Here is a 10,753-nt window from a genome sequence, read left to right as displayed (position 1 = left end):
CGCGTTCGGGTTTCGAAAGTGAGACGTTGGAGTTTCCGCCGATGCCGCCGAGACAACCGGCGAGTCCGACTGCCGCGCCCGTCCCGACAGCACGGAGATACGTTCGTCGATTCATTACTCTCATTATCGGGTGGGGACTCAAATGCCGTTTGGTGTGCGTTTCGAACGCCAACGCGACGAAATGTGACTCAGGTGTCGGATTGAATCTTCGACGCACACACCAGAACGGACTTGCCCCCGAAGTCCCTAGCCGAGGTATGTTCGACGGGTCTCCGTCACGCCGGGCGTTCCTGAAAGCCGCAGTTGCGGCCGGGGGCGCGGCGGCACTCTCCGCATGCCTCGACCGGGCACCGGACGACCCCGTACCAGCGGGAACCGCCGAGTTCGACACCCTCCCAGACAGGCAACACGCGTGGAACGACGTCTGTGCGACCGACGACCACGGGAACGTCGAGGTCCCGCACCACCAGATACTTTTGTACCTCGACCTGTCCAGCGATGGACCGCCGACCGAGGACCAGCGAGCGACGACCGAGCAAGCCTTCCGCGTTCTCGACCGTGCCTACGAGCGAAGCCACGAGGGTCTGCTCTGGTCTGTCGGCTACTCGCCGCGGTACTTCCAGCGATTCGACGAGTCGCTTCCCGAGCGCGTCGACCTGCCCGAACCGCGGGCGCTTTCACCGTTCGAAACACCAGACTTCGACCGACAGGACGCGCTCGTTCACCTCGCATCGGACCGCGCCGACGTCGTTCTCGAAGCCGAGCAGGCGCTCCGTGGCGAAGTCGACGAGGCGAACGGCGTCGCGGTCGATGCCGACCTCTCGGGCGTGTTCTCGGTCGATGACCGACGGACCGGCTTCGTCGGTGCGGGGCTTCCCGCGAAACACCAGTCGGACCTCAACGGCATCCCGGATGGCAACCCGGTCCCCAAACAATCCCCACTTTTCATGGGGTTCAAAGCCGGGTTCGCAAAGAACCAAGCTACCGAGGACTACGTCACCATCGACGAGGGACCGTTTGCCGGCGGGACCACGAAACACATGGCGAACCTCCGGCAGCGACTCAAGGACTGGTACGACGAAGAAGACCAGTACCACCGCATCATGAAACTGTTCTCGCCGGGCCACGCCGAGCAGGGTCTCGTGGAGGGTATCGGCGACAACCTCGGTGACGACAGCGGCATCGACGCGATGGTCGACCGCATCCGCGAGGACGCAGAATCGTTCGGCCACGTCGGCCACGCCCAGAAGGCCGCCCGCGCCAACCGCGACGACGAAGGAAACGTCAAACTCCTTCGGCGGCACTTCGAGTCGGCCGACGACGACGTGGCAAGTCTCCACTTCCCGTCGCTCCAGCGCGGCATCTCCGACTTCGAAGCGGTCCGCGAGGCGATGAACGGCACCGACCTGACCGACGTTCCGACCGTCCGCCAGCGCGTGAACAACGGGATTTTGGAATATATCTTCGCCAAACATCGCGGCAATTTCCTCGTGCCGCCGCGGCAATCGCGGGCGTTGCCGACGGTGACCGGGGACGCACCGACGCCGGGCGAAGAGTGAGACGACGATACCGCCAACCGACTCAGACGTACCCTAAGAACCCCAGCGAGAGCCAGATTTGCCACGCGCCAGCCAGTATCATCACGCCAGCGGCGACCTTCTGCACTGACCCGACGTACCCCGAAAACGACCGGATTAGACCACCACTGAGGGCCGCCAACACCGTTACGATAGCAAGCGGGAGCGCGGCGGCCGCGGCGTAGGCTCCGAGTGAGATGGCCGCCTGCGCGGGCGGAAGCGCAAGTGACTGTGTGACGACACCGAGGAAGATAGGGATGACACAACCCGCGGCGGCGAGTCCGTACACTGCGCCGAAGATGCCGAAGCCAGCCACTGATGCGCGGTACTCGGGGAGTACGACGTGGAGACTCGGCGCACGTCCGGTAAACATAAGCAGACCAAAGACCACGAGCGCCGCGCCGATAACGGGTTCGAGAAGCGTGATTTGGGAGGTGATTCGAGTACCGATGAATCCGAGAGCGCCACCGAGAGCGCCGAGCACGACGAGTGCCGCGAGTGAGGCGACGGAACCGCGGGTGACTGCACCGCCGAGGCCGGCCTCATCACGGGAGAGGTAATAACCGACGTAGCCCGGAAGCAGCGGGAACGCACAGGGCGCGAAAAAGGTTGCGACGCCAGCGCTGGCGGCGAACACGAGCGTCCCGGCGAACGCGGGGTCGAGGCCGAGACCGAGACCCAGACCAGACCCGGGCATCAGCGCACGTCCTCGATAGCTGCCCGGAGGTTCTCCTCGCTGGCGAGTCCGCGGTGGGTCCACGATATCGACCCGTCGGCATCGAAGACCACGAGATACGGAAGCCCGTTCGCCCGAACCGCACGCATCAGTTGGCTTTCGGGATCGTGGCCGACGGTCCACGAGCCATCGTGTTCGGACCACCAGTTTTTGATGTCGTCCATGGTGAGTCCGCCGCCGAGTCGCTCGTTCGTCACCGAGACGAACGCCACGTCGTCGCCGAACTCGTCGTGGAGGGAGCGAAGGGACTCCATCTGTGCGACACACGGCGCGCACCACGTCGCAAAGAGGTCGAGGACGGTCGGCGTCCCTTCGACGGGCACGCGAACTTCACCCGCGGTCGACCCCTGCGCGTCGATGGTGTCGACGACGAGTGGAAGGTCGCCGGTCTGTCCAGTACCATCCGCTGTGTCCGTCGATTCCCCGGAATCAGCCTCAGTTGTGGTGGACCCCGAACCCCCGGACCCACCGCCAAGACAGCCTGCGAGTCCGGCAACGCCCGCACCCGCGAGGACACTGAGGAGGTCGCGTCGTCTCACCGGGTATCACCTCGGCTGGCTCGGCGGGGCCATTGCGTCGTAGCCATACGGTGGCTAGTCAATCTCGCCCTAAAGAACCGCTGGTGTCGTGCACGAATCATGCGCGAGAGATAGTGTGCGCGTCGAATCCAGCTTATCGAGCGTTTTCGACGGCGGTCTGGAGGTCGTCCCACGTGTGTTTGACCTGTTCGCCGTTTACGAGAACAGTTGGCGTCCCGCTGAAACCGCGTTCGTCGACGGCGTTCGTTCGGTCCGCCTCGACGACCGGACGATAGCGTTCACGCGAAGCGGCCGCAGCAACAGAACAGCCGTCGAGTTCGGCGTCGTTTGCGAGGTCCTTGAGCGTCGTGAGGGACTCTTCGGCGTTGCCGCCGGCGAGGTCCGACTGATTTTCGAACAGCGTGTGGGCGAACTCGAAGAACGTCTCGTCGTCGGTTTCGTCCTGCACGGCGCGGGCGGCCGACGCACCCTTCCACGACCACCAGTCGTCGACTGGAATCGGGAAGTCGTGGTGACGGTACTGGACGATACCTTCGGAGACGTACTCAGATTGGAGTTTCGGGAGTACGTCGAGCGAGAACGTCGCACAGTGGGGACACGCGAAATCCTCCCAGCCGTCGACGACGACCGTCGCATCGTCAGGGCCGAGAGATGGCGTGGAGAGGGAACTGACCGCATCGCGCTTAGAGACGTCACAGCCGATGTCGGCGACGATATCGGATTCAGTACTGGTTCCGGTTTCGGTGCCGGTCGCGGTGTTCTCCGACTCGTCGTCTCCCCCGAGGCACCCGGCGGTGCCCAGGGTCAACGCACCCGCCGTCGCGGCGAGGTACGCGCGTCGTGTTTGGCGCATACCCGGTCTGGGTAGCGGACGGACTTAGATTCACCGAGGTGTCGCGAGTCTCGTGAATTCGGCGTCTCGAACGATATCGATTAACCCCGGTGTCTCCTCCCTTCGGTCGTGCCAACCGTCCACTTTCGCGGCCGAGAAATCGAGTGCGACCGAGGGGCGGTCCTCCGGGATGTGCTCCGGGGAGCCGGCGAACCCCCACACAACGGTCACTCGTCGTGGCTCAACTGCCACGGGAGAGGCTCGTGTGGGACCTGCGCCGTCCGGGTTCAGGGTCCCGTAACCTACCGGACGAAAAAAGAAACGCGGCGGCTTCGACTCCCGCCGCACGACCCGGATTCTGGGCTTCGACTGGCGTGTCAGACGCTCGTTCTCGGTGATATCTGGGTCGAGAAGTACCCGGGGTTCTGGGGGCAACACGTCGACGACGACCCGATTGACTGATGCTCCTTCTGTGTCACCCGTGTTCTCTCAGTCGCCAGCGACGTGACCGTACCAATTCAACAGGTCGTCTCGGTCGCGGGTGTCGGCGGGAATCTCGTCGACGTGGAACCACCGTGCTTCGGAAATCTCGTCGTCGGGGTCGTCCACGCTGAGTTTGACTCCAGTTTCGGCGCGGGCACGGTAGATTGGCATCACGCCCCACGTCTGGTGGCCGTCACAGCGGATATCGACTCGGGTCGCCATCGCGAGTCCGCCGTAGTCGGCGGTGATTCCGGCCTCTTCAGCGAGTTCTCTGCAGGCCGCCTCGGGGAATCGCTCGCCGTCGTCGACGCCGCCGCCGGGGAGGACCCACATGTCGACGCCTTCGTGCCAGACGAGCAGTATCTCGTCGTCGCGGCGACGGACGACGGTGTGGACGCCATAGGGAGTACCAGTGGCTTTCACGCGCGTTGCGAGCGTTCGGAAGCGCGGCCGTGAGACGCGGCGGGTGTGGACCGGTTCGATGAAGTCAGCGTGACCGCTGCGGAGGCGGTGGTACGCCTGTTCTGCGCGTTGGCGGGCCTCGTCGGCGAGGAACCAGAGGTCGTCGACCGTCATCGGAGCGCGCACGGCGGGCGATGTGCGAGCGGACAACTCGGCATACTCGCAGTTTGACGTGACTCCACAAATCGGCTTCGACCCCAGTTCGGGGCGCGTGTGGCCCCCGCCTCACGCCCAACCATCGCCCTTTTATTCGGCGGCGCGGAACCTGTGCGTATGAGCTTCGAGAAAGACGACAAGGTCGTCCTGAACGACAAGCACAGCGAGTTCGACGGCGAGACGGGTACGGTCACGCAGGTCATCGAGAGCATGTTCGGTGAGCCGACCTACACCATCAGCTTCGACGAGGGCCAGGAAGTCGGCATCGCCGAGGACCAGCTCGAAGCAGCCGACGACGAAGCAGCCGCTGAAGACGACGAATAACCGACGACAAACCGACGCCTCCGAGAAGACCCACAATGCCACGCGTTCCGTTCCACTACATCGACCTTCGCACGTTCTGTTACGAGACGGAAGACGAAAAGCGGGTCGAGGAGGCGCTTCGGACGTTCCTCCCCGACGACTTCGAAGTCGACCGTATCGAGAGCACCGGTCACCACGGCGACCGTATCGTCGTCTTCTCCGCGCGCATCGAGCGAGCGGACGACATTCGGCACGTGCTCGCAAAGATTCGCGAACTCGACGACTTCGAGACACTGTTGGATGAACTCGACCAGCGGGTCACCGACAACACCGAGTTCTTCTTGCGACTGGACAAACAGGCAGCGTTCAACGGTGCGGTCAAGCGCGGCGGCGGGCTTACGCTCCGCGCGAAAGTCGAAGCCTACCCGGCCAAGAAGGAAGCGGCCGTAGAGAACGCCCGCGAAGCACTGCTCGGCGACGAGTAAGGCTTCGAGGACCCGACTGTCCCCGGTCGAGGTCCGGCCACTTCCGGTCGGTCCCCGACTATCTCCGGTCGGCCTCCGACTATCTCCGGTCAGCCCCCGATTTTTACTGTCCTCGGCCGACGCTAGCGAGGACGACGACTCCGTTCGTTAGTCGTCTTTCCACTTGATGGAACAGCCCTGCGACGGGGTCTCTTCGACAGGAATATCCTCGCCAGCGAGGAGAGATTCGACCGCATCGCGCATCTCGTAGTCCGTGACCTCGTCGTCGGGACTCATCGCGTCGTCGATGCGGGAATGGAACACGAGTTCGAAGCCGTCGTCGGTGTTCTCGAAGAGGAATGGGTCAGGTGTACAAACTGCCCCGTATTCGGCGGCGACTTCCTGTGACTCGTCGCGGAGGTACGCGGTGTACTGAATCGTGCCGTCGTCGGCGAGTTCTTTCATCCGGTCGAAGGAGTCGTCGGGGTACGCCTCGGCGTCGTTCGGGTTGATTCCGACGACCGCGAGGTCGTCGTAGACCTCGGCGAGGTGGTTCAGTTCGTCGAACTTCGCCTGCGCATACGGGCAGTGGTTACACGTAAACACCACGAGCACGGCACCGTAGCCCTCGAACGACGACAACGAGTAGGTTTCTCCGTCGGTTCCGGGGAGTTCGAAGTCGGGCGCGGTGTCACCGTGTTCGAGTTCCGAATCGGATTCCAAGAGTACCATGTCGCGGGCTACGCCCGCGAGAGACAAAGCCGTTGCCCGCGAGGTGTGCGAGATAGGTATCCAGTAACGGGGGGACGGATATCCAGTAACGGGGGGACGAGTAGCCAGTAACGGTGGTTTCTCGACGGGATTCGTTACTCGACGGAGACGAGGAAGACAGCGACGACGGCGAAGGCGATGCCGGCCACTTTTCGAATCGTCACGGGTTCGCCGAGCGCGATGATGCCGACGACCGACGAGACGGCGAGGAACATCCCGAAGATAGGTGCGACGATGGAGACGGGACCGAGCGCGAGCGCCCGGTAGTACGAGAGGATACCGACGGCCAGACAGACGCCAGCGAGGAGGACGTATGGGAGTTTCGAGCTGACGACGGAGTCGGATACGTTCTGTCCGGAGACGACGATGACGCCGATTGTCGCAGTGACGAGGACGCCGTTTGCGACGAGTGCGGCGACGTCGCTCGGAATCTTTCCTTGTCCCGTCGTTGCGACTTTCATCAGGGGTGCAACGAGTGAGTAGGCACCGAGTGCGATGACAGCCCAAGAGATGTAATTCACGGATAATTCACCATCCGAACAGGTGCTCTCGAGCGTGTATAGGGTTACGATTCAAGAGAGTCTCAACACGGTGCGAAGCGGCGTTGATTCGATGACAGCGACGAGTTTTGATTTATGATTGAGCACTAAATAGAGTATTGTGAATACATATGGAGACATAGAATGCATTAAGGTAAACTTTTATCAAGTATTCTCGCATATTAGTTTCCATGTCCCAGGACGTATCCCCCTCGGTCATCGCGCACACGTGGGACGACCCAACCCGCTGCCCGTTCTGCCTCGCCGAACTGGAAAGCGAAGGCGCAGGCTTCATGGACCACCTCGACGAGAGTCCAATCTGCCAGCAAGGCTTCGGAATGTGGCGCGATGCAGTCGCCGACGACGTTGCCGGCGAATGGTCCGGTTGAGCAGTTGCACTCACTGTTCAACGACTGAATTTTTCTGGATATACCGACCCTCGACAGCGTGGCGGTTCGAAAAAAGGCTGCTCACTCGGGTACAACGCCGAGTTGCGACAGCATCGTCATGATATCCGTGCTGTTCCATTCTTCGATGCACAGGCCACCCTCGTAGCGGGCTTCTACGAGACCCCACGTCTCAACGTCGCGGTGGGTTGCTGGAATATCGTCGCCACCTTCCCTCCGGAGCGTTCCGTCGTGTGTTCCGGTGAGACGATACCGTCCGTAGACGAACTCGTCTTTCGCCTTCACGTCGAACACCTCGATGTGGAAGTCGGAGAACGCGTCGTGGTACTTCTTCGCCCAGGCTTTCATCGCCTCCGTTCCGACGACACCATCCGGTTCGGAAAACGCGTGCGCCTCGACGAGCGGGTCGTACTCCTCGTCGACGACATCGTAGTTCCGCTTGTTCCACAGTTCTTCCGCGACGCGAATGAACGATTCTCGGTTCTGTCGTTCCTGTTCGGTTGTTGTTGACATCTCCACCACCACCCGAAACAACGTGAACCAGCGGCTTAGCTATGGATACTTATCATCACGAACGTCGGCGGAGAACGGAACAGGGCGGAACAGGACGAGACGAGGGAGACCAGAACGGAACGAGATGTGACAAATGACCAAATTGATGACATTTGGGGTTGAAATCGGTCGTATGTCAGATACGATTTCTCCAATTGCAGTGTTCGTCCCGGCGGTCATTTTCGGCGGGGTCAGCTTCTACCTCGTGGATGCAGTTAGTGGCGACCTGGGCCTTTCGGCGCTCGGTGCAGGTATCGGTGTCGTCATCGGTGTTGCTATCGGTGTGACTGTGAGTCGCCGCGATTAATCACTCGCCGCCGCCTTTGGGTCGCGTGCCGACCCGTCGACCCGACCGAGGAGCCACTGTGTCATCCCGAGCGATAAGACACCGAGAACGGCGACGACGCCGAAGGCGACACGGACACCTGAAACGTCGATAAGCGCACCGAACGCGGGCGGGGCAACGGCCCCACCGAGCGAGATACCGATGGTGACGACGGCGAAGCTTTTTCCGAGGTCACTCCGCGCCGAGAGTCGGTCCGCAAGCGTCGAGCGCGCCGGGCGAGAGATGCTGATAGTCCCACTGAAGGGAAGCACTAAGACGAGAAGTACGAGCGGGAGCGACCCGCTGGCGAGCAGAGCAGCTAATCCAACAAGCGCCGCGTAGCCGCCAAGTGCGACGTTCCCGGGACCGATACGGTCGGTGAGCGCCCCGCCGAGGAGAATCGTCCCCGCACCCGTGACGAGCATCCCCGAGACGAGGAGATTCGCCGTACTCGGAAGCAGGCCATAGCCGTCAGCAAGCAGTTGCGGCGAGTAAGTCCGGATACACCACGCGGCCGCCGAGGTGAGAAACGAAAGAAGGGCGAGTCCCATCAATCCAGACGACGCGAGGAGGTCCGTCGCACCCTGTCGAACAGCCGAAATCGACGGGCGAGAGTCCGGTCGGTCGTCTGCCGCTGGTTTGCGAATCGCTTCGGGGAAAGTCCGCGAGAGCGGCAGCGCGACGAGCGAAAATCCCGCACCGAGGACGGCGAGGACAACGATAGACCACCGCCAACCGAATCCGAGCGCATCGACACCGGCGGCGATTGCGTAGGGAACGGCGAAGCCGAGCGACCCGCCGAGCGCGTGCAGCGAGTACGCGCGGCCACGACTCGCTTCCGAGGTGGCTGTTGCGAGAAGCGGATACTGCGCTGGGTGGTGGCCCGCGATGCCGACGCCGAGAAGCGCCTGTGAGACGAGGAGCCACTGATACGTGGGTGCGACGGCGGTCGCGACGATTCCGACGGTACCGACGACGAGCGAGAGTGCGAGGACGAGTGTCCGACTCCGCGAATCGGAGAGGTAGCCGAAGGGGAGTTGCAGGAGCGTCACGACGGCCCCCTGAACACCGATAGCGAGGCCGACGGCGGCGATGCTCACACCGAACTCCGAGGCGACCGTGCCGATGACCGGCGCGAGCGCGACCAGATAGGCGTGGTTGACGACGTGTGACCCGGAAACGAGGCCGACGACCCGATACTCCTGTGTCTCCGTCACGGGCGTGTAATCAAGCGCAGCGGTGAAAAACGCGCCGTCCGCGGCAGGCCTGTCTTCCGGTGGTAGATGTGGGCCGAGTCCCCTTTCAGTCCCGGTGGTCGCCGCCGAGTCGCGCACCCAGCCATAGGCCGGCGAACGTGTCGAAGAAGTCACCGCCGGTATCGACCAGTTCTCGCTCGATTCCCAGCGCTTGACACCGCTCTTCGACATCGTCGAGGTGCGCTTGAAGCCTGTCGCTGTATCTCCGTGCGGCCGTCCCGCCGAAGTAGGTCCGCCGGATTGCGTCCGATTCGGGGTCCTCGAAGATTGCATCACCAGTCGCTTCTGGGCCAATCTCTTCGGGTGAGAGTACCTGCGCGACGACCACGTCGTTACGGGCGAGCGCGGCGAGTCCGGCGGCGACGTCGTCGGGGTCAAAAAGGAGGTCGCTGACGACGAGAATGAGCGACCGCGAGCGGATGGTCTCGGCGTACTCCTCCAGCGCCGCCGTAATGTCCCCGTCGCCCGTCGGTGTCGTCTCGTTGAGGTGGTTGACCAGACGAAGCACTTCGCCGCGACTCGACGCGTCGGTGTCGATGCGGTCGGGCACGTCGCCGATGAGCGAGAACTGGAAGTCGTTGTTGTCTTCGGCGGTGAGATGACAGAAGCCGAGTCCCAGTTTCGCGCCGTACTCGAATTTGTTCAGGTCGCTCTCGCCGAAGTCCATGGAGGCCGTCGCATCGAGGAGGACGTGAACCGTCAGATTGCGCTCGGCCTCGAATCGCTTGATGAACAGCTCTTCCGTCCGTGCGTACGCCTTCCAGTCGATGAGTCGCGGGTCGTCGCCGGGGGCGTATCGTCGGTGGTCGCTGAAGGTCAACCCCTCGCCGACGTCCGGCGACCGCTGGTCGCCTTGCAAAGGCGCGTTCGAGACGCGCTTGAGTGAGGTGTCGAAGCGGTCGAGTTCGGCGAGGAAACCGGGGTCTATCATTCCAGGAGTCGTTCGACCACGTCGTCGGGTGTCAGCCCTTCGCGCTCCGCCCGGAAATCGAGGATGATGCGGTGGCGAATCACGGGTGCGGCCATCTCGGCCACGTCCTCCCACGACACGTGACTCCGGCCGTGGATGAACGCCCGCGCCTTCGCCGCGAGGACGAGCGACATACTCGCGCGGGGACTCGCACCGAACTCGATTGCGTCGTCTTCGCGGGTCTGGCGGACGAGTTCGATGGTTCGGTCCCGGATGTCGTCGGCGATGGGGACTCGCTGGACGAGTCGCTGCGCCGCGAGCAGGTGCGTTCGAGGAAGGACGCGCTCGATTTCGGGGACCGACCCGCCTTCGGCGTACTGTTTGACGATGGTTCGCGCCTCGTCGGGGTCCGGGTCATCCACGAGGCTCCTCATCAGGTAG

The 10,753-nt window shown here is 62.9% G+C and carries 16 protein-coding genes; 6 read left to right on the top strand and 10 right to left on the bottom strand.

The genetic code is table 11. The features are described 5' to 3' along the window. Positions 1-257: 257 nt before the first annotated feature. A complete protein-coding gene (locus QT222_RS13760) occupies positions 258-1,559 on the top strand; it encodes a DUF7405 family protein (RefSeq protein WP_491477494.1) in 1,302 nt (433 codons plus the stop codon). Between the two features lie 22 nt (positions 1,560-1,581). On the opposite strand, the gene QT222_RS13755 is transcribed toward QT222_RS13760, so the two are convergent. The 3 genes from QT222_RS13755 to QT222_RS13745 form a co-directional block, all read right to left on the bottom strand. Next, the gene (locus QT222_RS13755) at positions 1,582-2,274 is read right to left on the bottom strand and encodes a cytochrome c biogenesis CcdA family protein (protein WP_491477493.1); all 693 of its coding nucleotides are present in this window, start codon (positions 2,272-2,274) and stop codon (positions 1,582-1,584) included. Then, complete coding sequence (locus QT222_RS13750) at positions 2,274-2,852, bottom strand: TlpA family protein disulfide reductase (RefSeq protein WP_491477492.1); 579 nt, start codon at positions 2,850-2,852, stop codon at positions 2,274-2,276. The genes QT222_RS13755 and QT222_RS13750 overlap by 1 nt, the downstream gene beginning before the upstream one ends. Before the next feature lie 133 nt (positions 2,853-2,985). After that, complete coding sequence (locus QT222_RS13745) at positions 2,986-3,705, bottom strand: DsbA family protein (protein ID WP_491477491.1); 720 nt, start codon at positions 3,703-3,705, stop codon at positions 2,986-2,988. Positions 3,706-3,813: 108 nt separating this feature from the next. On the opposite strand from QT222_RS13745, the gene QT222_RS13740 reads away from it, so the two are divergent. Further along, the gene (locus QT222_RS13740) at positions 3,814-4,146 is read left to right on the top strand and encodes a 2Fe-2S iron-sulfur cluster-binding protein (protein WP_491477490.1); all 333 of its coding nucleotides are present in this window, start codon (positions 3,814-3,816) and stop codon (positions 4,144-4,146) included. Positions 4,147-4,173: 27 nt separating this feature from the next. On the opposite strand, the gene QT222_RS13735 is transcribed toward QT222_RS13740, so the two are convergent. After that, complete coding sequence (locus QT222_RS13735; protein WP_491477496.1) at positions 4,174-4,743, bottom strand: NUDIX hydrolase; 570 nt, start codon at positions 4,741-4,743, stop codon at positions 4,174-4,176. Between the two features lie 159 nt (positions 4,744-4,902). Here QT222_RS13735 and QT222_RS13730 point away from each other — a divergent pair, with 159 nt between their 5' ends. Continuing rightward, positions 4,903-5,109 carry a hypothetical protein gene (locus tag QT222_RS13730; RefSeq protein ID WP_004572419.1) on the top strand — a complete coding sequence of 69 codons (207 nt, stop codon included), beginning with the start codon at positions 4,903-4,905 and terminating at the stop codon, positions 5,107-5,109. A gap of 35 nt (positions 5,110-5,144) precedes the next feature. Continuing rightward, on the top strand, positions 5,145-5,573 hold the full coding sequence (locus QT222_RS13725; protein WP_004572418.1) for an RNA-binding protein: 429 nt from the start codon (positions 5,145-5,147) through the stop codon (positions 5,571-5,573). Between the two features lie 147 nt (positions 5,574-5,720). On the opposite strand, the gene QT222_RS13720 is transcribed toward QT222_RS13725, so the two are convergent. Together QT222_RS13720 and QT222_RS13715 are read right to left on the bottom strand one after the other, a co-directional pair. Then, a complete protein-coding gene (locus QT222_RS13720) occupies positions 5,721-6,284 on the bottom strand; it encodes a thioredoxin family protein (RefSeq protein WP_491477489.1) in 564 nt (187 codons plus the stop codon). A gap of 134 nt (positions 6,285-6,418) precedes the next feature. Further along, positions 6,419-6,844 (bottom strand): EamA family transporter, encoded by a 426-nt coding sequence (locus tag QT222_RS13715; RefSeq protein ID WP_004572416.1) that lies wholly within the window; start codon positions 6,842-6,844, stop codon positions 6,419-6,421. Between the two features lie 209 nt (positions 6,845-7,053). On the opposite strand from QT222_RS13715, the gene QT222_RS13710 reads away from it, so the two are divergent. Beyond that, positions 7,054-7,251 carry a DUF7501 family protein gene (locus QT222_RS13710; protein ID WP_004572415.1) on the top strand — a complete coding sequence of 66 codons (198 nt, stop codon included), beginning with the start codon at positions 7,054-7,056 and terminating at the stop codon, positions 7,249-7,251. Positions 7,252-7,332: 81 nt separating this feature from the next. Here QT222_RS13710 and QT222_RS13705 read toward each other — a convergent pair whose 3' ends face one another. Continuing rightward, entirely contained in the window at positions 7,333-7,782 is a 450-nt protein-coding gene (locus QT222_RS13705; RefSeq protein WP_004572414.1) for an ester cyclase, read from the bottom strand. Positions 7,783-7,954: 172 nt separating this feature from the next. Between QT222_RS13705 and QT222_RS13700 the strand changes: the two genes are divergently transcribed. Beyond that, positions 7,955-8,128: a hypothetical protein gene (locus QT222_RS13700; protein ID WP_231512906.1), complete on the top strand. Its 174-nt coding sequence runs from the start codon at positions 7,955-7,957 to the stop codon at positions 8,126-8,128. Here QT222_RS13700 and QT222_RS13695 read toward each other — a convergent pair. The 3 genes from QT222_RS13695 to QT222_RS13685 form a co-directional block, all read right to left on the bottom strand. Continuing rightward, positions 8,125-9,363, bottom strand: a complete 1,239-nt coding sequence (locus QT222_RS13695; RefSeq protein WP_491477495.1) for an MFS transporter — start codon at positions 9,361-9,363, stop codon at positions 8,125-8,127. The two genes, QT222_RS13700 and QT222_RS13695, sit on opposite strands and share 4 nt — an antisense overlap. 85 nt (positions 9,364-9,448) lie before the next feature. Next, positions 9,449-10,333 (bottom strand): DUF58 domain-containing protein, encoded by an 885-nt coding sequence (locus QT222_RS13690; protein ID WP_491477488.1) that lies wholly within the window; start codon positions 10,331-10,333, stop codon positions 9,449-9,451. Then, positions 10,330-10,753 (bottom strand): AAA family ATPase (locus QT222_RS13685; RefSeq protein ID WP_491477487.1); only part of this gene is annotated, 424 nt, incomplete at its 5' end. The genes QT222_RS13690 and QT222_RS13685, both read right to left, overlap by 4 nt.

The sequence above is a fragment of the Haloferax sp. s1 genome, assembly GCF_058382125.1.
The sequence above is the reverse complement of the archived record's forward strand: the minus strand, read 5'-3'. Positions and strand labels throughout refer to the sequence as shown.